This is a genomic window from Mycobacterium sp. 1423905.2 (genome assembly GCF_001673155.1).
GTDB lineage: Bacteria > Actinomycetota > Actinomycetes > Mycobacteriales > Mycobacteriaceae > Mycobacterium.
Genome location: NZ_LZLE01000148.1, coordinates 1 through 23295, shown reverse-complemented (window position 1 = coordinate 23295; position 23295 = coordinate 1). Strand labels below are relative to the sequence as shown.

Genomic DNA, 23295 nt, shown 5'->3' with positions numbered 1-23295 from the left:
GTCCGGTTCTGGTGGCGGCCTGCGCGCTGGCCCTCATCGGTCTGATCGCGCTGCCGGGTTACAAGACGAGTTACGACACGCGTCCGTACATGCCCAACAGCGCAGCGGCCAACATCGGTTACGCGGCGGCCGAGCGGCACTTTTCCCGGGCCCGGCTGGAGCCCGAACTGCTCATGGTCGTAACTCGTCTTGTAACCCGGCAGCGCGATCAGACCGATGAGGGCCAGCGCGCAGGCCGCCACCAGAACCGGACCCGGCCAGCGGACGATGCCGGTACCGATCCGTCGCCAGCCGCGAGTCCGCATCATGCGTTTGGGTTCGAAGACTCCGACCAGCGCACCCAAGGTCACCACGGCCGGCGCCAAGGTCAGCGCGGCAGCCAACGCGACCAGAATGCCCAATGCGGCAGGCACGCCCAGGCTTTGGAAGTACGGCAGCCGGGTGAAGCTCAGACACGCTACGGCACCGGCAACCGTCAGGCCCGAACCCAGCACGATATGTGCGGTTCCGCGAAACATGGTGTGATACGCGGTTTCTCGGTCTTCGTCGGCAGACCGCGCTTCTTGGTAACGGCCGACCAAGAAGATCGCGTAATCTGTTCCGGCGGCGATGACCAGCAAGGTGAGCAGGTTGGTGGCATAGGTCGACAGCCCGATGATGCCGGCGTTACCCAGGAACGCGACGATGCCGCGGGCGGCCGACATTTCGATCAACACCGTGATGAGCACCAGCAGCATGGTGAACAACGAGCGGTAGACGAAGAGCAGCATCAACGCGATCACGCCGACGGTGATGGCGGTGACCTTTGCGGTGCCCTTGCTGCCGACTTCGAATTGGTCGGCGATCAGCGGCGCCGCGCCGGTGACGTAAGCCTTGACACCGGCCGGCGGCCGGGTGTGCTCGACGATCTGGCGCACCGCGCTGACCGACTCGTTGGCCAAGGCCGAACCCTGATTGCCCGCCAGGTACACCTGCACGTAGGCGGCCTTGCCGTCGGAACTCTGCGAACCCGCCGCAGTCAGCGTGTCTCCCCAGAAATCCTGAACGTGCTCAACGTGTTTGCGGTCCTGCTCCAGCTTGTGGATCAGCGTGTCGTAGAACTGGTGCGCGTCGGCCCCTAGTGGCGCAGCGCCTTCCAGCACGACCATCGCCGAGCTGTCGGTGTCGAATTCGTGAAACACCTGACCGATGCGTTTGATCGCTTTGAGCGACGGCGCATCGGGCGAGTTCAAGGCGACGTTATGGGTCTCGCCCACCTTTTCCAGTTGCGGCACCGCGATGTTCGTGATGGCCGCCAGCGCCACCCAGAACAGCAGGATCGGCACGGAGAGCCGACGGATGGTGTGCGCGATGCGGGGTCGCGGGGATTCCGGGTCGCTCATCCGGACTTGTCCAAGCAGAACGTGTAGGCGGCCGGTGTGTTGATGGTGCGTTCGTCCTTCACTTTGCCGTTGACGGTGATCCGGCAGCCGATGCTGCCGCCGTTGCCTTGAGCCACCACATTGCCCACGACGGCGGGCTCGGTGGTGGTGATGGTGAACGACCAAGGCAGGGTCGCATTCAGCACTTGTTGGGGTTGTGCGTTCACGTCAAGGTAGTTGATAGTTGCCACTGCGCCCGGTGCGCCGAAGACCTCGAGGACTACCTGCTTGGGATTGAACGGGACGATCTCGTCGGACAAGCCGGCCGCTGCCGCCGCGTCGTTCTGCGATCCGAAAATTCCGTGCAGGCGGTAGATCGCAAATCCCGCGCCCGCGACGACCACCACCGCCACCATCACCATCCAGCCCCTCTTCAGCAGGGTGGGCATCGAATTGCGTTGCACCCATTACCCCTTCGCTGTTCGGGTGGTGCGGCCGGACTCGTAGCGGCGGTGCTCATCTGCGCTCCGCGCGCCAGCAATGGCTATGACAGTACGGTACTGGACCGTACTGCACAAGAGACGGAAGCGTGCACTTTTGCTACGGCGTCAGCAGCTGCCGCGACGGGTGAGGCCGGGCATGATGAAGTCGTCGACCAGCGCTTGCACCGTCTGACGGTTGGGCTCCTGACCGGGCACGATGCACCGGAAGATGAGGTAGTTGGGCAGCAGGTCCCAAAGTTCGTCGTTGATGGCGGATTCGCAGATTTCACCGCGCTTGACGGCTTGGCGCAGGACGTGCTGAAGCAACGCTCTGCGCTGGTCAAGGAACTGGTGCTGCAAGGCGTCGTTGAGCGCGTGGTGGCGGGAGACCTCGACGAGCACCGCGCGAATGGTGCTGGCATGCTGCCGGCCCTGCTCGCAGATCGCCTCCCCCAGGGTGAGGAGATCGCCGCGCAGTGTGCCGGTGTCCGGCGGGACCGCGATCGGACGGATGCTTTCGATGAACGCGGCCAGCACCAGTTCCGCTTTGGAAGGCCAGCGTCGGTACACCGTGGCCTTGCTGGCGCGAGCGGTGTTGGCCACGGCATCCACGGTCAGCCGGTCATATCCGTGTTCCTGCAGCAGCTGCAAGGTCACCGCGAGCAGTTCGGCTTCGCGCGGTGACCACGGTGATGCGTCGGCGAACCGGTCGGCGGTCTGCGTCATAGCGCCCACCATAGGCCCCACTGCTGTGCGGCGGGCTCACTCTGCCGCGGCGGCGGGTCCGTCCTCCAACAGCTTTCGGAATCCGTCCTCGTCCAGAATGGGCACGCCGAGTTCGACGGCCTTGTCGTACTTGGAGCCCGGCGAGTCGCCGGCCACGACGTAGGACGTCTTCTTCGATACCGAGCCGGCCGCCTTGCCGCCGCGGGCCACGATCGCTTCTTTGGCGTCGTCGCGGGAGAACCCGGCCAGGGAGCCGGTGACCACCACGGTCAGCCCGGCCAGGGTGCGCGGCACGCTCTCGTCGCGCTCATCCGCCATGCGCACGCCGGCGGCCCGCCACTTGTCGACGATGCCGCGGTGCCAGTCGACGCTGAACCACTCGGTGACGGCGGCGGCGATGGTGGGCCCCACCCCCTCGACCGCCGCGAGCTCTTCGGTGGACGCCGCCATGATCGCGTCCAGACTGCCGAATTCGGTGGCCAGTGCGCGCGCGGCCGTCGGCCCTACATGGCGGATGGACAACGCCACCAGCACCCGCCACAACGGTGCGGCCTTGGCCTTGTCGAGATTGGCGAGCAGCCGTTTGCCGTTGGCGGACAGGTCTCCCGCCTTAGTGCGAAACAGCTCGGTGCGCAACAGGCTTTCTTCGGTGAGTGAAAACAGGTCGCCCTCGTCGGCGATCACGCCGGCCTGTAGCAGCGCGATGCCCGCCTCGTACCCGAGCACTTCGATGTCCAAGGCATTGCGGCTGGCGACGTGAAAGACGCGCTCCCGCAATTGAGCCGGGCACCCTCGGGTATTGGGGCAGCGGATGTCGGCATCACCTTCCTTCGCCGGCGCCAACGCCGTGCCGCACTCGGGACATGTTGTGGGCATGACGAATTCGCGCTCGGAGCCGTCGCGTAGGTCGACCACCGGTCCCAATACCTCGGGGATCACGTCACCGGCCTTCCGGATGACCACGGTGTCGCCGATCAGCACACCTTTGCGCTTGACCTCCGAGGCGTTGTGCAGCGTGGCCTGGCTGACCGTCGACCCGGCGACTTTGACCGGCGTCATCCAGGCGAACGGCGTAACCCGCCCGGTGCGGCCGACGTTGACCTTGATGTCGAGCAGTTGGGTCTGGGCTTCCTCGGGCGGGTACTTGTAGGCGATCGCCCAGCGCGGTGCCCGCGAGGTGGAGCCCAGCCTGCGCTGCAGCGCGACCTCGTCGACTTTGACCACCACGCCGTCTATTTCATGGGCCACCTCGTGGCGATGCTCACCCCAGTACTCGACGCGCTCCTGCACCGCGGCCAGGTTGTCGACGAGCGTCGTGTGTTCGGAAACCGGCAGGCCCCAGGCGCGCAGCGCCAGGTACGCGTCGTGCTGGGTGACCGGCCGGAAGCCCTCGGTGTGCCCGAGTCCGTGGCAGATCATCCGCAGCCGGCGGCGGGCGGTGACCGCCGGGTCTTTCTGGCGCAGCGATCCCGCCGCGCTGTTGCGTGGGTTGGCAAAGGGCGCCTTGCCGGCTTCGACCAAGCTGGCGTTGAGAGCTTGGAAGTCCTCGACGAGGAAGAAGACCTCACCGCGCACTTCCAGGACGTCAGGCACCGGGTAGTCGCCGCTGGCGGCCAGACGTTCGGGGATGTCTTGGATGGTGCGGGCGTTGAGGGTGACGTCCTCACCGGTGCGGCCGTCCCCGCGGGTGGCGGCGCGGGTGAGTCGCCCGCCCCGGTACACCAAAGACAGGGCGACGCCGTCGATTTTGAGCTCGCACAGGTAATGCGCGGCGTCACCAACCTCGGCGTGGATGCGGGCGGCCCAGGCGGCGAGTTCCTCGGCGCTGAACGCGTTGTCCAGGCTGAGCATCCGCTCGAGGTGATCGGCGGGTTCGAAGTCGGTCGCGAATCCGGCCCCGCCGACCAGCTGAGTGGGCGAGTCGGGGGTACGCAGCTCGGGATGTTCGGCTTCCAGCGCTTCCAGTCGGCGCAGTAGTTGGTCGAATTCGGCGTCGGTGATGATCGGCGCATCGCGCACGTAATAGCGGAACTGGTGTCCGCGGACCTCTTCGGCCAGGTCCTGCCACTGCCGCAACACCTCGGGCGCGGTCTGGTCAGCCTCTGCTGAACTCACCCTCGCAGGCTATCGAAGCCGGCCGACACCGCCCAGATTGCCGTGGTGGTCGTCGCCGGGCACCCTTTCACGACCGTGGCGGCAATCTCGGTGACGTCAGTCTGGGGGATCTTCGACAAAGGCACGCAACCGGTCCACCGCCGCGTCCCACCGCCGCGACAGGTGCATCAGGTAGTCGCTGGCCTGGGCGAGCGGCTCGGTCCGCAGTGTCCACACCCGCTCGCGCCCGTGCTTGTTACTGGTGACCAGTCCCGCCGACTCCAGCAGTTGCAGATGTTTGCTCGCGGCCTGACGGGTGACGGGTATCGCCGCGCTGATCCGCGAGGTGGAACTGGGCCCGGCCTCGCAGAGCCCGACGACGATGCGCAGCCGATTCGGGTCGCCTAAAGCGTCGAAAAGCGGCGCCGCCACCGAGCTGCTCACGATTCGACGAACCGGCGCACGAGGTCGGTCTGCATTGCCCAGCCTTCGGAGTTGGCCTCGAAAGAGCCGCGGCGACGCGCCTGCGGAATGGCGTCGAAGCCCGATTCCACGATGGTGAGCAGTAACCCATCGGCAACCTCGGCCAGGGTGAACTCGACCAGCGTGGTCGGTTCTCGGTCGTAGTCCACGTCCGGTTCGACGGCAAACGGGTGCCAGCGGTAGGCGAACCGGCGCTTGGGCTCGACGGCGACGATCTCCCATGTGCTCTTGACCCCTGCGTGCGGCTCTTGCCGCTTGGCGACCTCGTCGTCGACGGTGGTCGGGGTGATCGCCGCGGTGACGAAGGCACCCGCGACGAAGGGGCCGTCGAAGCGCGCCCCGAACCAGCGCCCGAACTGTTCGGCGTCGCTGATCGCCCGCCACACCCGGTCCAACGGGGCGCGCAGCACCACGCTCTTTTCGATCCGATCCGAATTCATGTGCAACCTCCTGGTTGCCTATCAGTACAGCACGCCACCAGATGTTGCGCAACCGTATGGTTGCCTAAAGGGCGTCGGGGTCTTTGGCGAATGCCGCCGCGACCTGGGCGGCCAATCCGATCGCGGTGCGCGCCCACTGCTGCGTCGCACCAGCCAGACCGCAGGCCGGAGTGACCCCGACCCGGTCCCGCAGGGCCGAGCGGGCGAAGCCGAGGCGGTCGATCACCGCCACCACCGCCGCGGCGACCTCCTCCACCGCCGGACGCCGGTCCGGCGCGGTCGCCGGCACCACCCCCAACTGGACGGTGCGACCCGACTCGACGAACTCGGCGATGCGGTCCAGATCCGTGGCGCGCAGCGTGCCCGCATCCACGGACACTGCCGCAACGGCGCTGTCCTGCAACAGTTTCCACGGCAATTCCGCGGCGCAGCTGTGCACCACCACAGCCGCGCCGACGCCCTGCACGCAGGTTTCGAGCAACCCGCCGGCCACCGCTTCGTCCAGCGCGGCAACCGGACTCAGCGCAGTGACTCCGGTCAGCCGGCCACCTAGCGCCGCCGGCAACGACGGCTCGTCGAACTGCACCACCACCGGTGTGTCCAGTCGGCGCGACAGCGTTGCGCGATGGGCGGCGACGCCCTCGGCCAACGATGCGGCCAGGTCCCGCACCGCACCCGGGTCGGTGATCGCCCGGTGGCCGTTGGACAACTCCACCTCGGCGGCCAGCGTGACGGGCCCGGGCGCTTGGACCTTGACCACCCGCCCGCTCCCCCGCAACCCCGCGGTCTCCCAGGCTTCTTCCAAGGCGTCCATGTCCTCGTCCAGCAAGCTGACGGCCCGGCGGGTCACTGCGCCCGGCCGGCCGACGATGCGGTAGCCGCGGGGCACCGTGTCGATGGCCACATCGACCAACAGGGCGCCGGCGCGCCCCAGCAGGTCGGCGCCCACTCCCCGGGCGGGTAGCTCGACCAGGTGTGCCATCGCCCCCGCCAACTCGCCGACGACCACTTCGGCCGCCTGCCGCGCGGCGACACCGGGCCACGATCCGATGCCGGTGCCGGTGGCGAACGGCGCTGCCAAATCACTCACCGGACAACCGTATTCGACCGAACCTCACCCGCGCGTCGGTAGGGGTGTTTACCGCAATGCGACACGGGTAGTTTCGATGCCCAGAAGGGTGGCAGATGGCGAAACGGACATGGCCGCTGCTGTTGTGTTGCGTGATGGTCTGCACAGCGGCCTGCACACGGGTGGTCGGCGGTGAAGCGCTGCCCGTGTTCGCCGCCGTTCCCCTCGGCGTCCTCGACGCGTCCACGCTCTTACTCGACCAGTCCCGGATGCGCGCAATCACCGGCGCCGGAGAACATCTGACCATCATCCCGTCGATGGACGGCACCTACCCGGTGGACATCGAAGACCTGGCCGCCACCACGCCGCGAGAGTGCCGGTTCGTCTACGCCGAGACGGCAACCTTCGGACCCGACGTCGCGGCGTTTCACAAGACCACGTTTCAGGATCCGCCCGACGGCGGGCTGATTTCTGAGGGCGCCGCGAGCTATCGAGATCCCGGTGCGGCGCGGCATGCCTTCGACGCTTTGGTGTCCACCGTTGGTGACTGCGCGGCCACCGCGAGCGGCTGGCTCTACGTCGACAGGGTGAAGGCCGACGGTGACTCGTTGCGGTTCCGCCCGGGCAACTGCGGACGTGAGTACCGGGTGCAGTCGGTGGCGTTGCTGGAAGTCACGTATTGCGGGTTTCCGCCGTCGGTGTCGGAGATCGTGATGACGAACATCGCCGCCAACGTGCCGGGCTGAGGGCGGGTTAGCTGCTGCGGGTTAATCGCGCCGTGCCGGCAATGGTGGCGCTGCCGAGCACCTCGTCGCCGTCGGGGTCGGGACGATACAACACCAGCGTTTGGCCGCGCGCTACCCCGCGCAGCGGGGTGTGCAACCGCACGAGCAGCTCGTCACCGACCAATTCGGCTTCCGCGCTGGCGGTTTCGCCGTGGGCCCGCACCTGTACCGCACACTCCAGCCGACCCGCCGGCGCGGTCCCGCCGGTGAACACCGGCGCGCGTCCGGTCAGTTCGTGCACCTCGAGGTCGGCGGCGTCGCCGACCTCCACGGTGCCGGTAGCGGCGTCGATGGCGGTCACGTAGCGCGGTCGGCCGTCCGGGCCTGGGCCGGCAATGCCCAGGCCCTTGCGCTGGCCGATGGTGAACCCGTGCACGCCGTCGTGTTCGGCGAGCACCGCCCCGTCGGTGCTGACCACGCTGCCCGGGCGCACCCCGATGCGCGCGCCGAGGAAGGCTTGGGTGTTTCCCGAGGGGATGAAGCAGATGTCGTGGCTGTCCGGCTTGTCGGCGACGGCGAGCCCGCGGCGGGCCGCTTCGGCGCGGATCTGGGACTTGGGGGTGTCTCCGATCGGGAAAGCGGCATGGCGTAGCTGCTGGGCGGTCAGCACGGCCAGCACATAGGACTGGTCCTTGTCCCGGTCGACGGCGCGGCGCAGCCGGCCTTCGGATAGCCGGGCGTAGTGGCCGGTGGCGACGGTGTCGAATCCCAGCGCCAGCGCCCGGGCGGACAACGCCGAGAACTTGATCTGCTGATTGCACCGCACGCACGGGTTGGGGGTTTCCCCACGGGCATACGACTGCACGAAGTCGTCGATCACGTCGCGGGAGAACTGCTCGGCGAAATCCCAGACGTAGAAGGGTATTCCGAGCACATCGGCGACGCGGCGGGCATCCGAGGCGTCTTCCTTCGAGCAGCAACCGCGCGAGCCGGTGCGCAGGGTGCCGGGCGCGGTGGACAGCGCCAAATGCACGCCGACCACATCATGTCCGGCGTCGACCATGCGGGCGGCGGCAACGGAGGAGTCGACGCCGCCGCTCATGGCGGCGAGAACCCTCACGGTGCCCCCGTGGCGGCCAGGGCAGCGCGTCGCGCGCGCGCCACCGCCGCCGGCAATACCGCCAGCGCCGCATCGATGTCGGCGTCGACGCTGGTGTGTCCCAGCGACAGGCGCAGGGACCCGCGGGCGCTGGCCGGGTCGGCGCCCATCGCGATCAGCACATGGGAGGGCTGCGCCACACCGGCGGTGCACGCAGATCCGGTCGAGCACTCAATGCCGTTGGCGTCCAACAGCATCAACAACGCGTCACCCTCACAACCGCGGAAGGTGAAGTGCGCGTTGCCCGGAAGTCGCAGCGGGTCGCGCGCACCGTTGAGCCGGGCATCGTCGATGGTGGCCAGCACACCGTCGACCAGCCGGTCCCGCAACACCCGCAGTCGGGCGCTGTTGGCTTCCAGGCCGTCCACGGCGATCTGTGCCGCGGTGGCCATGCCGACCGCCCCGGCGACATCCGGTGTGCCGGAACGAATGTCGCGTTCCTGCCCGCCACCATGCAGCAGCGGTACACAGCTGACATCGCGGCGCAGCAGTAACGCGCCGACGCCGGGTGGCCCGCCGAACTTGTGCGCGGTCACGCTCATGGCCGCCAACCCGCTGGCGCCGAAGGACACCGGCAGCTGTCCCACGGCCTGCACCGCGTCACTGTGCATGGGCACACCGAATTCGGCCGCGACGGCGCCCAACTCGGCGATCGGCATGACGGTGCCGACCTCGTTGTTGGCCCACATCACCGACACCACGGCGGCGTCGTCGTGCTCCTGCAGCGTCTCGCGCAGCGCGGCGACGGACACCGAGCCGTCGGCCGCCGTGGGCAGCCAGGTCACCTCCGCGCCTTCGTGTTCGACGAGCCAGTGCACCGAGTCCAGAACCGCATGGTGTTCGACCTCGGTGGTGATGATGCGCCGGCGGTTCGGCTCGGCGTCCCGGCGCGCCCAGTAGATGCCCTTGAGCGCCAGATTGTCGCTTTCGGTGCCGCCGGCGGTGAACAGCACCTCGGAGGGACGCGCGCCCAGCTTCGCCGCGATCAGTTCCCGCGATTCCTCGATGCGGCGACGCGCCGCGCGCCCGGTGGTATGCAAAGACGAGGCATTGCCCACAGTGCCCAGCACAGCGGTCATCGCCTCGATGGCAGCAGAATGCATCGGGGTGGTGGCGGCGTGATCCAGGTAGACCATGACGGGCCCTACGATACCGGTCCAGCTACCGGCCCAGCTCAGCGCCGAATGCGCGCACCAAGGCCGCCTGTTGAGCGGGGGCCGCCGCCTACCAACCCGCCGAACCCGGTATGCCCTTGAACGGCCCCACCACCCAGCTGGTGATCCAGCCGCCGTAGAAGCCGCCGGGCTGGGGAATGACCGTTTCGCCGTTGACCGTGCAACGGTCCGCCTGCGCGGCCATGACGGCGACGGCGCCGGCCAGGGGCGCAAACGGCGGGGTCGGGCGTTCGTAGGTCCAGGCGGCGCGATGGGCCTCGCGGCCGGGGGTGACCAGATCGAAGTAGCTGGCCTGTCCTTTCCACTCGCACCACGACGTTCCGGCGGCAGGCCGTAACGCCCCGGCGGTGAATGCTTCTCGGGGCAGGTAGTACGTGGGCGGGTGACTGGTCTCGAGCACGCGGAAGGCGCGCCTCGTCGAGGCGATCGTGTGCCCGCCCAGCTCGACGGTGATCGAGCCGGTGAATTCTTCCAGTCGCGGTGGGCGTGGGTAATCCCACACCGACTCCTGCCCGGCTGCGGGCGGCTCGCGTTTCGGCCACGGTCTCATGGCATCCATCGTGCCCCGAAACGGTCAGGCGACCAGCGCGTGCCCGTGCCCCGAGCGGCGCACCGGCGCCAGCCCTATCGCGTCTTGGCACCGGTGGGCCAGCGCCCGTCGATCGGTGCCGGGCAGTTGCAGGGATTCCACCCGCACCCTGGCCAGCGTGCGGCGCACCCGCAGCACTCGGTAGACCGACCGCAACAAGGTGTCCTCACCGACGTAGGCGGGCGCGGTGGACACGCTGCCGTCAACGCGGTGGTAGGTCAACCGCACCGGCTGCACCGGCCGGCCGGCGTCGATGGCGGCCTGGAACATCGCCGGATAGAAGCTGCCCGACGCCAGTCCGCACCAGGTGGTGCCCTCCGGGAAGGCCACCACCGTGTGGCCCTCCCGCAGGCGGCGGGCGACGGTCTCGACCACCACGGGCAACCGCCGCAGGCTGGACCGCTCGATCGGGATGATTCGCAGGATGCGGGCCACGACTCCGGTCGCGCGCCCGGTGAACATGTCCGCCCGGGCCACGAACGAACCGGGCAACAGGGCGCCGATGGCGAAGGCGTCCAGCCAGGACATGTGACTGCTGACCACCAGCACCCCTTGCAGGTTGCGAATCGGACTGCCGGACACCGTAATCCGTACGCCGAAGCAGCGCAGCACCAAGCGGCAGTAAGCGCGTTGCACGCGGGTGCGCCCGGGCAACGGAATGCCCAGCAGCGGCAGTCCCGGCAGCAGCAGCAGCGCCAGCATCACCCGAACCGCGACCCGCAGCGTCACCAGCAGGGGCCGGCCCCCGGCGGTGTCGCCGAGCCCGACACAGCGGGCGTCACAGGACGCGCGCGGCAGCCAGGAGTGGCCGACCGGCCGGTCCATCACGCCGCTCCGCTTGCCATTTCGGCGGCCGCGGAGACCGATCGGAGGCGCTTGAGATATCGGATGTCGGCCTGCCGTTTGTCCAGCAGTACGCAGAAGTCGCCGACGCCGAATTCCGGGTCGTAGGCCGGCTCACCGCAGGCCCGCGCGCCCAGCCGCAGGTAGCCCCGCATCAGCGGTGGGACCGTGGGTCGAGGCGGCGCCGCGATGTCGTTCAGCGCCCGGCCGTCCAGGACCACCGGCCGGTAGGGCCGCACCCGGTATTCGGCGGCGTGACGCTGCATGACGAAGTCGCGCACGCCACGCACCTGACTGCCCGCCGCCACGCCGTCCGACCCGTCACCGATCGGCACGGACACACAGCCCGTCACGTAGTCGTATTCGCAGCGGTCGAGGTAGGCCAGGATCCCGGCCCACATCAGCAGCACCACCGCACCGCTGCGGTGGCCGTCGCGCACCACGGCGCGGCCCATCTCCACCAGCGACGGCCGCAACGGGTCGAAGGCTTGCACGTCGAACTCCGTTGCTGTGTAGAGCCCTCCGGCGGCGATAGCCCCCGCCGGTGGCAGCATGCGATAACAGCCCACCAGTTCGCCGGTGTCGTCGTCGCGAACCAGGAGATGGTCACAGTATTCGTCGAAGCGGTCGACGTCTCGCCGCGATCCGCTCGCGGCCGGCAGGGTGAATCCGGGCGTGCTGGTGAAGACGTCGTAACGAAGCTCTTGGGCGGCTTCGATGAGTGTCGGATCGGTGGACAACAGGAGAGAGTAGTGCGGCCCGGTAGACGACCCTGTCGCCGTGCCTCTGGGTTTATCGCTGGCTATGAGGACAGAAGCAACGCTCATGGGTCCAACGTGGCGTAGTCGGTCGGCGTGTCGGCATCGCCGCTGTGACATGTCGGTGCACGTCAGATGACGAAATGACGCGTGAAATCGCTTGGACCTGGCGGTGTTCAGCCGTTGATTGACAGCTGGTCAGTCATCGTTAAGTTGGTGACCAGAGGAACCTTCTGCCGCGGTCGAGCCCAGGCCGCCGCGATGCCCTGAGCTCTACCCAACCGACTCGGACTAGCGTGGCCATGACCCCTGTTGCACGACGGTGGTGTTTTGCCGATCAACTCGGACCGCACTTTCTGGACCAGCCCGATCAGCCGGTGCTGTTGATCGAGTCTCGGGCCGTCTTCGAACGTCGCCGTTTCCATCGCCGCAAGGCGCACCTGGTGCTGTCGGCATTGCGTCATCGCGCCGCCGAACTCGGTGAGCAGGCGCTGTTTCTGCAGACCCACACATACCGGGAAGCGTTGGATCAGGTCGACGGCCCGTTGAGCGTGTGTCAGCCCACGTCCTGGGCGGCCGACCGGTTCGTTCGGTCGTTGCCGCACGTCGAAGTGCTGCCGCCGCGCGGATTCTGCACCAGCCGCGAGGAATTCGAGAAATGGGCGGGACGCTCCCGCAAGCTGTTGCTGGAGAACTTCTATCGCGACGCGCGGCGCCGCTTCGACCTGTTGATGGAGGCCGATCAGCCCGCCGCCGGCCGCTGGAACTTCGATGCCGACAACCGCGAGCCGCCGCCGAAAAACGTTGTGGCGTTGCCGATTCCCGCACCGTGGCAGCCCGAAGAGGACGAGATCGACGAACGGGTCCGCGCGGACCTGGACCGTTGGGAGCGCGACGGCACCGTCGAATTCGTCGGGCGGGACGGCCCACGGGAATTTGCGGTCACGGCTCAAGAAGCGCAGTCCGCGTTCTCCGTGTTCTTACGAGATCGCTTGCCGCATTTCGGCCCGCACGAAGACGCCATGCTCAGCGGCGACCGGTTTCTGGCGCACAGCCTATTGTCGGCGTCGATGAACCTCGGCTTGCTGGACCCGCTCGAGTGCGCGTATGCCGCCGAGGACGCCTACCGCGCGGGTGACGCGCCGCTGGCCAGCGTCGAGGGTTACATCCGCCAACTCATCGGCTGGCGCGACTACATCTGGCATGTCTACTGGCATTTCGGTTGGGATTACCGCCGCCGCAACGCGCTGAAAGCCGCTGCGCCGCTGCCGGATTGGTTCGCGAATCTGGATGCCGACGCGGTGCAGGCGCGCTGCCTGAAGGACGTGCTGGGTCAGGTGCGTGACCACGGCTGGGTGCACCACATCCCCAGGCTGATGGTGTTGTCCAACTACGCCTTACAACGTGGCTGGAACCCCGCGGCGATGACCGACTGGTTTCACCGGTGCTTCGTCGACGGCTACGACTGGGTGATGGTGGCCAATGTGGTCGGCATGTCCCAGCATGCCGACGGTGGGCTAATGGCCACCAAGCCCTACGCCGCCGGCGGGGCCTACATCAACCGCATGAGTGACTACTGCCCGAAGTGCCCGTATCACCCTGGCGAGCGGGTGGGTGAGCGCGCATGTCCCTTCACCGGCGGCTATTGGTGGTTCCTCAATCGCAACCGGGACTCGCTGGCCGGCAACCGCCGGATGAACCAACCCTTGGCGGGGATGCACCGGCTCACCGATCTCGACGAGGTCGTGGAACAACAGCGCCGGCTCGGTCAATCCGCGCCCTGACGGGTATCCCGCCAGCATGCCTCCGATAAGCCAAACCGTCATGCTCACCGTCAACCGGGACATCGCTGCGCCGCCAGAGGCGGTATGGAAGCTACTGGTGGACCTCGATGCGTGGCCCGAGTGGGGTCCGACGATCAGCGGTGCCCGGCTGGACGAGCCGCACACCGAACTGGGTTTGCACGTGACCGGCAAGGTCCAGACACCGGTCGGAGTGTCCGCCCCCTTCGTGATCACCGAGTTCAATCCGGGCCGGGTGTGGTCGTGGCAGGTGGCCGGTGTCCCGGCCACCCGTCACGGAGTGGACCCGTTGGGCGACGGCGCCCGAGCCAGCATGGCTGTCCCCTGGTGGGGTGCGCCCTATCTGACCGTGTGTGCCGTCGCCTTACGCCGCATCGACCACATGCTGACGCGGCGTTAAGCGGAGGTTCGGGCTCAGCCCTTGCGGGTCTTGATCGCCTCGGTGAGCTGCGGGGCCACCTTGAACAGGTCGCCGACCACGCCGTAGTCGGCGATCTCAAAGATCGGGGCCTCTTCGTCCTTGTTGACCGCGACGATCGTCTTCGAGGTCTGCATGCCGGCGCGGTGCTGGATGGCTCCGGAGATGCCCAACGCGATGTAGAGCTGCGGGGAGACCGTCTTACCGGTCTGCCCGACCTGGAACTGGCCCGGGTAGTAGCCGGAGTCGACCGCGGCACGCGAGGCGCCGACCGCCGCACCGAGCGAGTCGGCCAGCTCCTCGACCACCTTGAAGTTCTCCGCGCTGCCGACGCCACGACCACCGGAAACCACCACGGTGGCCTCCGTGAGCTCGGGCCGGTCACCGGCCACCGCGGGCTCGCGAGAGGTGATCTTCGTCGCGTTCTCGGCGGGCTCGGGGACGTCCACCTTAACCACCTCGCCGGCACCGTCGGCCGGTTCGGCGTCGACCGATCCGGCGCGCACTGTGATCACCGGGGTGTCGCCGTTGGCCTGTGCCTCCACGGTGAACGAGCCACCGAAGATGGAGTGCAAGCCCTTGCCGCCCTCCTTGACGCCGACGACGTCGACCAGGAGGCCGGCGCCGATGCGGGCCGCGAGCCGACCGGCGATCTCTTTGCCGTCGGCGTTGGAGGACAGCAGCACCGCGGCCGGTGCCGACGACTCGGCCAGCGAGGCCAGCACGTCGACATACGGCGTGATCAGGTACTGGTCCACGGTGTCGGACTCGGCGACATAGATCTTGGCGGCACCGGCCTGCTTCAGCCCGTCGATCAGCGGCTCGGCCGTGCCGGGGGCACCGACTACGACGGCGGCCGGCTCACCGAGGGCACGCGCGGCGGTAATCAATTCGGAGGTGACCTTCTTCAGGGCACCTTCGGCTTGTTCGACAAGCACCAATACTTCAGCCATGGGTTGGTTTTCGCTCTCTCGTCGGTGAGGGTCGCTTAGATGATCTTCTGGGACACCAGGTACTGGGCGATCTGGCTGCCGCCTTCGCCTTCGTCGGTAACCTTTTCACCCGCCGTCTTGGGCGGCTTGGGTGTCGAGGACAGCACCGTCGAACCGGCGTTGGCCAAGCCCACCTCGTCGCTTTCCACGCCGATGTCGGCCAGGCTCAGGACAGTCACTTCCTTCTTCTTGGCGGCCATGATGCCCTTGAAGGACGGGAAGCGCGGTTCGTTGATCTTCTCGTTGACGCTGACCACTGCGGGCAGCGTGGCCTCGAGGGTGAAGACGCCGTCGTCGGTCTCGCGCTCACCGGTGACCTTGCCGTCCTCGATCGACAGCTTGCGGACGTGGGTGAGCTGCGGCAGGCCGAGGTACTCGGCGATGATGGCCGGCACCGCGCCGCCGGAGCCGTCGGTGGCCTCGTTACCGGCGATCACCAGTTCGGTGCCCTCGATGGTGCCCAGCGCGCGGGCCAGCGCCCAGGCGGTTTGCACGACGCAGGAGCCGTGCATGCCGTCGTCTTTGAGGTGGACAGCCTTGTCGGCGCCCATGGACAGGGCCTTGCGGATCGCCTCGGTAGCGCGCTCGGGGCCGGCGGTCAGCACGGTGACCGAGCCTTCGCCGCCCTCGCGCTCCCGGATTTGCAGCGCCTCTTCGACGGCGCGCTCGTTGATCTCGTCCAGCACCGCATCGGCGGCTTCGCGGTCCAGCGTGTAATCGCCGTCGGACAGCTTGCGCTCCGACCAGGTGTCTGGGACCTGCTTAATCAGGACCACGATGTTCGTCATAAGTGTGGTTCGTCCTCCTTGACGGAGTCCCGCAGCGATCGACTGCGGGACTTAGGTCACCCGTTTGGCGACCGCACAGCCATGTTACTAGCTGGTAACTTTTTGCGGTCTGCTCTCCCACCATAGCGGGTGGTAGTGCACGTTCCCGCGCCCGGATCAGGTGCCCGGTTCGCGAATCGGCCGCCACGGGCTAGCCTGCCTTAGCAATGAGCGCATTCGTTCCCGATGTCCCCCGACCGGCGCCCGCCGACCCCCAATCGGCGGCCCCAGCTGCGTTAATGCTGACGGGCGAGCGCACCATCCCCGATCTGGACATCGAGAATTACTGGTTTCGCCGCCACGAGGTGGTCTACCAGCGCCTCGCGGCGCGGTGCGCGGACCGAGACGTTCTGGAAGCCGGATGTGGCGAAGGTTACGGTGCCGATCTGATCGCCGGGGTCGCCCGGCGCGTGGTCGCGGTGGACTACGACGAGACCACGGTTGCCTACGTACGTCACCGCTATCCCCGGGTGGAGGTGCTGCACGCCAATTTGGCCGCCTTGCCGTTGCCCGACGCATCGGTGGATGTGGTGGTCAACTTTCAGGTGATCGAGCACCTCTGGGACCAAGGTCAGTTCGTCAGAGAATGTTTGCGGGTACTGCGCCCGTCGGGGTTGCTGATGATGTCGACGCCCAACCGGATCACCTTCTCCCCCGGCCGCGACACGCCGATCAACCCGTTCCACACCCGCGAACTCAACGCCGCGGAGCTCACCGAGTTGTTGGAAGGGGCCGGCTTCACCGACGTGTCGATGAGCGGACTGTTTCACGGCGCGCGGTTGCGTGAGATGGACGCTCGCCACGGCGGGTCGATCATCGACGCGCAGATCGCGCGGGCGGTGGCCGACGCGCCGTGGCCCCCGCAACTGGCCGCCGACGTCGCCGCCGTCACCACCGAGGACTTCGACCTCGTCCCAGCCGGTGGCGCGCGGGACATCGACGACAGCCTGGATCTGATCGCCGTCGCGGTGCGCCCATGAGCACCCCGCACGACCGGGTCCCCGGCATGTTCACGCTCGTCTTGCACACCCACTTGCCCTGGCTAGCCCACCACGGCCGCTGGCCGGTCGGTGAGGAATGGCTCTACCAGTCGTGGTCGGCGGCCTACCTGCCGCTGTTCCGGGTGCTGCACGCCTTGGCCGACGAGGAGCGCCGAGGCCTGTTGACGCTCGGGATGACGCCGGTGGTCAACGCCCAGCTCGACGACCCGTACTGCCTGGATGGCATGCATCATTGGCTGGCCAACTGGGGGTTGCGCGCCACCGAGGCGGCCAGCGTCCGGTCCGCGCCGCGGTCCAAGTCCGCGGGTTTTCCCTCCTGCACACCGGATGCGTTGCGGGCGTTTGGAATTCGGGAGAGCGCTGAAGCCGATCAAGCGCTCGACGATTTCGCCACAAGGTGGCGCCACGGCGCCAGCCCCCTGCTGCGCCGACTGATCGAGGCCGGCACCGTCGAGCTGCTCGGCGGCCCCCTGGCCCACCCGTTTCAGCCGCTTCTCGCCCCACGGCTGCGCGAATTCGCATTGCGGGAAGGCTTGGCCGACGCCCAATTGCGGCTGGCGCACAAACCGACCGGAATCTGGGCGCCCGAGTGCGCCTACGCGCCCGGCATGGAACGTGACTACGCCGCCGCCGGTGTCACGCATTTCATGGTCGACGGCCCGTCACTGCACGGCGACACCGCGTTGGGCCGACCGGTCGGGGACACCGACGTGGTCGCGTTCGGCCGGGACCTGCAAGTCAGTTACCGGGTCTGGTCGCCCAAGTCCGGCTACCCCGGCAATGCCGCTTACCGCGACTTCCACACCTATGACCACCTCACCGGCCTCAAGCCCGCCCGGGTCACCGGTCGCAATGTGCCCTCGGAAGCCAAGGCGCCCTACGATCCCGAGCGCGCCGACCGTGCGGTCGACGTCCACGTCGCCGACTTCGTCGACGTGGTGCGGACGCGGCTGCAATCGGAGTCCGAGCGCATCGGGCGACCCGCGCATGTGATCGCGGCCTTCGACACCGAGCTGTTCGGCCACTGGTGGTACGAGGGCCCGACCTGGCTGCAGCGGGTGCTACGCGCCCTGCCCGCCGCCGGAGTGCGCGTCGGGACTCTGCGCGACGCGATCGAGGGCGGATTCGTCGGCGCTTCGGTCGAATTACCGCCCAGCTCTTGGGGATCCGGCAAGGACTGGCAGGTGTGGAACGGCGAGCAGGTGGCCGATCTGGTTCAGCTCAACAGCGAAGTGGTCGACACCGCACTCACCACTGTCGACAAGGCGTTGGCGCAGACGGCGTCCCTGGACGGACCCATCCCCCGCGATCACGTCGCCGATCAGATCCTGCGCGAGACCCTGCTCACCGTGTCCAGTGACTGGCCCTTCATGGTCAGCAAGGATTCCGCCGCCGACTACGCGCGCTACCGCGCGCACCTACATGCGCACGCCACCCGTGAAATCGCCGGGGCGCTGGCGTCGGGCCGGCGCGACAGCGCGCAGCGGCTGGCCGAGGGGTGGAACCGCGCCGACGGCCTGTTCGGTGCGCTCGACGCCCGCAGGCTGCCATGACGGGCTCGCTTTCCCCCGCGAGCGTGCGCGTCAATACGCCGACCCGCCGCTCCGCGCGGCGTTGGGTGCACGCTCGCGACACACCGGAGTAGCCGCATGAAGATCCTCCTGGTGTCCTGGGAGTACCCGCCGGTGGTGATCGGCGGGCTGGGCCGCCACGTGCACCACCTGGCCACGGCGCTGGCCGCGGCCGGCCACGAGGTCGTCGTCTTGTCACGGCGGCCGACCGGCACCGACGCCGGCACCCACCCGAGTACCGACGAGGTCCGCGAAGGCGTGCGGGTCCTCGCGGCCGCACACGACCCGCACGAGTTCACCTTCAGCACCGACATGATGGCCTGGACGCTGGCGATGGGCCACGCCATGATCCGCGTCGGGCTGGCGCTGAGCACCCGATGGCGCCCCGATGTCGTGCACGCGCACGACTGGCTGGTGGCACACCCGGCCATCGCTCTGGCCGAATTCTTTGACGTGCCACTGGTTTCCACCATGCACGCCACCGAAGCCGGGCGCCATTCCGGTTGGGTGGTGGGTGCGATCAGCCGTCAGGTGCACGCGGTCGAGTCGTGGCTGACGCGCGAGTCCGATGCCCTCATCACCTGCTCGGCGTCGATGCGGGACGAGATCACCGAATTGTTCGGTCCCGACTTGGCCGAGGCCTCGGTGATTCCCAACGGAATCGACGTGTCGCGTTGGCAGTTCGCGCCGCGCCGCCCGCGCACGGGCCCGGCCGAACTGCTGTTCGTCGGCCGCCTCGAGTACGAGAAGGGCGTGCACGACGCGATCGCCGCATTGCCCCGCATCCGGCGCACTCATCCGGGTACCACGTTGACCATTGCCGGCGAGGGCACCCAGCAGGACTGGCTCGTCACCCAGGCACGAAAACACAAGGTGCTCAAAGCGACACGGTTCGCCGGACATCTCAACCACGCCGAACTGCTGGCGGCCCTGCACCGCGCCGACGCGGCGGTGCTGCCCAGCCACTACGAACCGTTCGGACTGGCCGCCCTGGAGGCCGCCGCGGCGGGTATCCCGCTGGTCACGTCGAACATCGGCGGTCTGGGCGAAGCGGTGATCGACGGGCAGACCGGGGTCTCGTTCGCTCCTCGTGACGTGGCGGGGTTGGCTGCGGCCGTGCGCGGTGTGCTCGACGATCCGGCCGCGGCCCAGCGGCGCGCTCACGCCGCCCGTGACCGCCTGACCTCTGACTTCGACTGGCAGACGGTCGCCGGCCGAACCGCGCAGGTGTACCTGGCGGCCAAACGCCGCGAACGGCATCCGCAGCCGCGGCTGCCCATCGTGGAGCATGCGCTGCCCGGCCGCTAACGTCGAGCCAATGGGGCTGGTCTATGAAAGCGTGGTCGACGCGCCGCGCGAGGACGTGTTCGCCTGGCACACCCGGCCGGGCGCATTCACCCGATTGTCGCCGCCATGGCAGCCGCTGCGGCTGGTCAGCGAAGCCGCGTCGGTCCGGGACGGGCGCGCCACCCTGGCCTTGCCCGGCGGGTTGCGCTGGGTGGCCGAGCATCAGCCCGATTCTTACGATCCGCCAAGGCGTTTCGTCGACGCCATCGGCGGCGACGGGCTGGCTTCACTGCCGGCACGCATCGCGGTCAACTGGCGTCACACCCACGACTTCGAGGAAGTCGCTGCCGACCGGACCCGAGTCATCGACCGGGTTCAGACGCCGGTGCCCGGCCGGGCGCTGCGCCCGATGTTCGTCTACCGGCACCGCCAGTTGGCCGATGACCTGGCCGCACACCGACTGGCGGCCGAACATGGCTTGAACCCGGCGACCGTCGCCGTCACCGGGTCCTCTGGACTGGTCGGCACGGCGTTGTCCGCTTTCCTGAGCACCGGCGGACATCGGGTGATCCGGCTGGTCCGCGGCCCGGCGCAGGGCGAACACGAACGCCGGTGGAACCCCGAGGAACCGGACCCCGATCTGTTCGCCGGCGTGGACGCGGTCATCCATCTGGCCGGCGCGTCGATCGCCGGCCGGTTCAGCGAGCAGCATCGAAAAGCGATCCGGGACAGCCGAATCGGGCCGACTCGCCGGCTGGCCCAAGTCGTCGCCCGCACACCGAACGGCCCCGGTGTGCTGATCACCGCTTCGGCGATCGGCTACTACGGGTACGACCGCGGCGACGCGACGCTGACCGAGGACAGCGAGCGCGGCGACGGGTTCCTCGCCGACGTGGTGGCGGACTGGGAGGACGCGGCCGCACCCGCCGAGCAGGACGGGGTCCGGGTGGTCCGGGTGCGCACCGGCATCGTGCAATCTCCGCTGGGCGGCACCCTGCGGCTGCTGCGTCCGTTGTTCAGCGCCGGGCTCGGCGGCCGCCTCGGCGACGGCCGGCAGTGGCTGTCCTGGATCGGCATCGACGACCTGATCGACGTCTATCACCGCGCGCTCTGGGACACTGACCTTTCCGGACCGGTGAATGCGGTTGCACCGCAACCGGTTAGCAACAGCGAATACACTCGCGTGCTGGCCGCGGTGTTGCGTCGGCCGGCGGCGCTGCCGGTGCCACCGATTGGTCCGCGGATCTTGTTGGGCGAACAGGGCGCTCGCGAACTCGCCTTCGCCAGTCAGCGGGTGGTGCCGAACCGGCTGATTGGCGCCGGGCACCGCTTCCGCCAGCCCGACCTTGACTCGGCGTTACGACACATCTTGGGCCGCACCGGGTCAGGGCACGTGCCGTTGCGTGACGGGGCCACGGGTTAAGTCACGGACGATCGCGGTGACGAACGACCGCGGGTGCAGGACCGGGCTTGGTGTGCCCTTGTCGTGGACCAATCCATCGACGAAGTCAGCGAAGGCGTCCAGGGACGACCAGTCCGGGGTCCAGCCCAGCTCGGTGCGGGCTCGGTCGGTGTTGAGCAATGGCGCGGAGAACGCCATATCGAACCAGCCGCGGTCGATGGGTTGGAGCCGAGCCCGCCACGACGCCTGCACCACCGGCCCGAGCAGACCCGCCGGAACATGCAGCGGCCTGGCGCCCAGAATTTTTGCGAGGTCGTCGCGGGTGACCGGCGGTTCGGCGGCGATGTTGAACGGCCCCAGCGCGCGGCGCTCGATGGTTCTGACGCAGGCGTCCGCCACGTCGTCGGCATGCACCATGGACACCGTCAACGACCGGTCCAGCGGAAGCACCGGCAGCCAGCGCACCCAGCCTGGGCTGATATACGCGGGCAGGGTGTAGCGCCGTAAACCCGCGGCGGCGTTGCGCTGCAGGATCAATCCGGGTCGCAGCCGGGTGATGCCGACACCGTCGGGATGGCTGTCCTCGTAGTCATCGAGCAGTCTTTCCGCGGCGGCCTTGGCTCGGCTGTAGGTCGAAGTGCTCAACCCCGTGTGTGACCATGACTCGTCGACCTTCTCGCCGTATCGCCCGGGCGCGTAAGTGCCCAGCGACGACATGTGCACCAGGTGAGGCACTTTGGCGCAGTCGGCCGCGCGCAACACCGCCGAAGTCCCGCGTACCCCCACGTCGTGCAGGTAACGGGCGTTGCGAGTCGGTTGGAAACCCCACGCCAGGTGAACCACACAGTCCGCGCCCCGGAAGATGCCGCGTAACTGCGTTTCGGCGTTGTTGTCGGCCAGATCCAACTGCTGCCAATCAACGCCGGCGTAGACGCCTTCCGCGGGCGGTTGGCGACGGGTGATTCCGACGATGTCGTAGTCGGCGCCGCTTTCGGTGAGCCGGCGCAACAATGATGTGCCGACATTGCCGCTGGCTCCGGTGATGACGATTCGCTTGCTCACGGTCTACCCTCCTAGGGTCAATCGGCTTCTCTGCCGCCCCGGCTGCGCGCGTAGGCGCTGGCCCGCAGATCGGCCAACCAGCCCGGATACAGCTTCACCCCGGGCGCGGTATTGAGTACCGGGTCGAACGACACGTCGTTGCCCGGCCACGGACCGGCGATGTGGTTCAGAGTCAGCCGCGCGACCTTCTCGAAATCCGAACTGCCGCAAGCCTGGTCGAGCGTAATCTGGATGCCGCCGGCTTCGATGCGCCGACGGACGTCGTCAAGCGTTACGCCCTTGCCGTCGATGTCGGTTTCGATGCGCGCCCGCAGCCACCATTTGTTGCCCTGGTAGTTCAATGGCATCAGCGTGGTCATGTTCTGACCCGTCCAGGAGGTGACGGGTCGAAGCGCGACCGCTCGTGTCAGCACACCTGAACCCGCTGATACCAGCAGGATGTCCCACGGTTTGTCGTCGTCGTGTCCGGACGGCACTCGAATGGCCAAGCCGATGAAGTCGGGCAACGAACCCGGCGTTCCGGTGGCTTTCGACACCCGGACCACCACGTCGGACGACGGGATGGGCAAGCCCTTGCCCTCTGGGGCGTCGCGTTCGATGGAGCCTGTCGCGATCACACCGGCCGGATGGAAGAAGCGCCTGCCCCGGAGGGCGGACCCCCACTGGAACGGCAACGTGACGATGTCGGAAACGTTCACGCTCGGGCGGGTTCCCGTTATCGGCCTAAGGAAACAGGTGCCGGTTGCCGGCTCATTGACGTCGTCGGGCGGCAGGCTAGGTGGAATACAGGCTGCGGCGCCGCGCCCCCAGCCACAGGCCCAGACCCAGCATCCCGACGCCCCGGCCCAGGTGCAGCCAGTTGTCGGCGGTGTTGACCGGAATGATGTTGGCCGCACTGTGGTGGTCACCCATGGCCAGTCCGTAGATCCACAACAGCACGTAGATGACACCGCCGCCGATCAGGAACCACCGTGCGCCGTCGATGGTCCGGGACAACGCGATGCCCGCCACCCCGAAGGCCAGGTGCAC

The 23295-nt window shown here is 68.1% G+C and carries 24 protein-coding genes; 7 read left to right on the top strand and 17 right to left on the bottom strand.

What is annotated here, in order from left to right; translation table 11 throughout:
- The 7 genes from A9W95_RS08485 to A9W95_RS08455 form a co-directional block, all read right to left on the bottom strand.
- Window positions 1-1382, bottom strand: a 1382-nt coding sequence (locus tag A9W95_RS08485; RefSeq protein WP_156746079.1) for an MMPL family transporter, incomplete at its 3' end; no start/stop codon positions are given.
- Window positions 1379-1810 (bottom strand): MmpS family transport accessory protein, encoded by a 432-nt coding sequence (locus A9W95_RS08480; protein WP_216638147.1) that lies wholly within the window; start codon window positions 1808-1810, stop codon window positions 1379-1381. The genes A9W95_RS08480 and A9W95_RS08485, both read right to left, overlap by 4 nt.
- 159 nt (window positions 1811-1969) lie before the next feature.
- Window positions 1970-2581 (bottom strand): TetR/AcrR family transcriptional regulator, encoded by a 612-nt coding sequence (locus A9W95_RS08475; RefSeq protein ID WP_156746078.1) that lies wholly within the window; start codon window positions 2579-2581, stop codon window positions 1970-1972.
- Between the two features lie 24 nt (window positions 2582-2605).
- Window positions 2606-4684, bottom strand: a complete 2079-nt coding sequence (ligA, locus tag A9W95_RS08470; RefSeq protein ID WP_067410774.1) for an NAD-dependent DNA ligase LigA — start codon at window positions 4682-4684, stop codon at window positions 2606-2608.
- Window positions 4685-4780: 96 nt separating this feature from the next.
- Window positions 4781-5107 carry a helix-turn-helix transcriptional regulator gene (locus A9W95_RS08465; RefSeq protein ID WP_067410772.1) on the bottom strand — a complete coding sequence of 109 codons (327 nt, stop codon included), beginning with the start codon at window positions 5105-5107 and terminating at the stop codon, window positions 4781-4783.
- The gene (locus A9W95_RS08460; RefSeq protein WP_067410769.1) at window positions 5104-5586 is read right to left on the bottom strand and encodes an SRPBCC family protein; all 483 of its coding nucleotides are present in this window, start codon (window positions 5584-5586) and stop codon (window positions 5104-5106) included. Before A9W95_RS08460 ends, A9W95_RS08465 begins: the two co-directional genes overlap by 4 nt.
- Window positions 5587-5650: 64 nt before the next feature.
- Window positions 5651-6676 carry a methionine synthase gene (locus tag A9W95_RS08455; protein WP_067410767.1) on the bottom strand — a complete coding sequence of 342 codons (1026 nt, stop codon included), beginning with the start codon at window positions 6674-6676 and terminating at the stop codon, window positions 5651-5653.
- 95 nt (window positions 6677-6771) lie between these two features.
- Here A9W95_RS08455 and A9W95_RS08450 point away from each other — a divergent pair, with 95 nt between their 5' ends.
- Complete coding sequence (locus A9W95_RS08450; RefSeq protein ID WP_067410764.1) at window positions 6772-7401, top strand: sensor domain-containing protein; 630 nt, start codon at window positions 6772-6774, stop codon at window positions 7399-7401.
- A 7-nt stretch (window positions 7402-7408) separates the two neighbouring features.
- On the opposite strand, the gene mnmA is transcribed toward A9W95_RS08450, so the two are convergent.
- From mnmA to A9W95_RS08425, 5 genes are all read right to left on the bottom strand, one after another.
- Window positions 7409-8500: a tRNA 2-thiouridine(34) synthase MnmA gene (gene mnmA / locus A9W95_RS08445; RefSeq protein ID WP_082982966.1), complete on the bottom strand. Its 1092-nt coding sequence runs from the start codon at window positions 8498-8500 to the stop codon at window positions 7409-7411.
- Window positions 8497-9675, bottom strand: coding sequence for a cysteine desulfurase family protein (locus A9W95_RS08440; RefSeq protein ID WP_067410759.1), 1179 nt, complete (start codon window positions 9673-9675; stop codon window positions 8497-8499). Before A9W95_RS08440 ends, mnmA begins: the two co-directional genes overlap by 4 nt.
- An 88-nt stretch (window positions 9676-9763) precedes the next feature.
- Entirely contained in the window at window positions 9764-10264 is a 501-nt protein-coding gene (locus A9W95_RS08435) for a DUF427 domain-containing protein (RefSeq protein WP_067410782.1), read from the bottom strand.
- 24 nt (window positions 10265-10288) lie between these two features.
- The gene (locus A9W95_RS08430) at window positions 10289-11128 is read right to left on the bottom strand and encodes a 1-acyl-sn-glycerol-3-phosphate acyltransferase (protein ID WP_067410784.1); all 840 of its coding nucleotides are present in this window, start codon (window positions 11126-11128) and stop codon (window positions 10289-10291) included.
- On the bottom strand, window positions 11128-11973 hold the full coding sequence (locus tag A9W95_RS08425) for a GNAT family N-acetyltransferase (RefSeq protein ID WP_067410756.1): 846 nt from the start codon (window positions 11971-11973) through the stop codon (window positions 11128-11130). Before A9W95_RS08425 ends, A9W95_RS08430 begins: the two co-directional genes overlap by 1 nt.
- A gap of 233 nt (window positions 11974-12206) precedes the next feature.
- Here A9W95_RS08425 and A9W95_RS08420 point away from each other — a divergent pair, with 233 nt between their 5' ends.
- Window positions 12207-13688 carry a cryptochrome/photolyase family protein gene (locus A9W95_RS08420; protein WP_067410754.1) on the top strand — a complete coding sequence of 494 codons (1482 nt, stop codon included), beginning with the start codon at window positions 12207-12209 and terminating at the stop codon, window positions 13686-13688.
- 16 nt (window positions 13689-13704) lie between these two features.
- Window positions 13705-14106 carry an SRPBCC family protein gene (locus A9W95_RS08415; protein WP_067410751.1) on the top strand — a complete coding sequence of 134 codons (402 nt, stop codon included), beginning with the start codon at window positions 13705-13707 and terminating at the stop codon, window positions 14104-14106.
- Window positions 14107-14120: 14 nt separating this feature from the next.
- Here A9W95_RS08415 and A9W95_RS08410 read toward each other — a convergent pair whose 3' ends face one another.
- Both A9W95_RS08410 and A9W95_RS08405 read right to left on the bottom strand, forming a co-directional pair.
- Window positions 14121-15077, bottom strand: a complete 957-nt coding sequence (locus tag A9W95_RS08410) for an electron transfer flavoprotein subunit alpha/FixB family protein (RefSeq protein WP_067410749.1) — start codon at window positions 15075-15077, stop codon at window positions 14121-14123.
- Between the two features lie 35 nt (window positions 15078-15112).
- Window positions 15113-15904 carry an electron transfer flavoprotein subunit beta/FixA family protein gene (locus A9W95_RS08405; protein ID WP_067410746.1) on the bottom strand — a complete coding sequence of 264 codons (792 nt, stop codon included), beginning with the start codon at window positions 15902-15904 and terminating at the stop codon, window positions 15113-15115.
- A gap of 206 nt (window positions 15905-16110) precedes the next feature.
- On the opposite strand from A9W95_RS08405, the gene A9W95_RS08400 reads away from it, so the two are divergent.
- The 4 genes from A9W95_RS08400 (at window position 16111) to A9W95_RS08385 (ending at window position 21225) form a co-directional block, all read left to right on the top strand.
- Window positions 16111-16923 carry a class I SAM-dependent methyltransferase gene (locus A9W95_RS08400; protein WP_067410743.1) on the top strand — a complete coding sequence of 271 codons (813 nt, stop codon included), beginning with the start codon at window positions 16111-16113 and terminating at the stop codon, window positions 16921-16923.
- Window positions 16920-18497, top strand: coding sequence for a glycoside hydrolase family 57 protein (locus A9W95_RS08395; RefSeq protein ID WP_067410741.1), 1578 nt, complete (start codon window positions 16920-16922; stop codon window positions 18495-18497). The genes A9W95_RS08400 and A9W95_RS08395 overlap by 4 nt, the downstream gene beginning before the upstream one ends.
- Window positions 18498-18593: 96 nt before the next feature.
- Window positions 18594-19823 (top strand): glycosyltransferase family 4 protein, encoded by a 1230-nt coding sequence (locus A9W95_RS08390; RefSeq protein WP_067410738.1) that lies wholly within the window; start codon window positions 18594-18596, stop codon window positions 19821-19823.
- Window positions 19824-19833: 10 nt separating this feature from the next.
- Window positions 19834-21225, top strand: a complete 1392-nt coding sequence (locus A9W95_RS08385; RefSeq protein WP_067410735.1) for a TIGR01777 family oxidoreductase — start codon at window positions 19834-19836, stop codon at window positions 21223-21225.
- Here the strand turns inward: A9W95_RS08385 and A9W95_RS08380 are convergent.
- The 3 genes from A9W95_RS08380 to A9W95_RS08370 all read right to left on the bottom strand — a co-directional run.
- A complete protein-coding gene (locus A9W95_RS08380) occupies window positions 21187-22266 on the bottom strand; it encodes an NAD-dependent epimerase/dehydratase family protein (protein ID WP_067410733.1) in 1080 nt (359 codons plus the stop codon). The genes A9W95_RS08385 and A9W95_RS08380 overlap by 39 nt on opposite strands.
- A 17-nt stretch (window positions 22267-22283) precedes the next feature.
- Window positions 22284-22964: a phosphodiesterase gene (locus tag A9W95_RS08375; protein ID WP_067410730.1), complete on the bottom strand. Its 681-nt coding sequence runs from the start codon at window positions 22962-22964 to the stop codon at window positions 22284-22286.
- 76 nt (window positions 22965-23040) lie between these two features.
- The coding region (locus A9W95_RS08370) for a DUF4383 domain-containing protein (protein WP_156746077.1) at window positions 23041-23295 on the bottom strand (255 nt) is incomplete at its 5' end.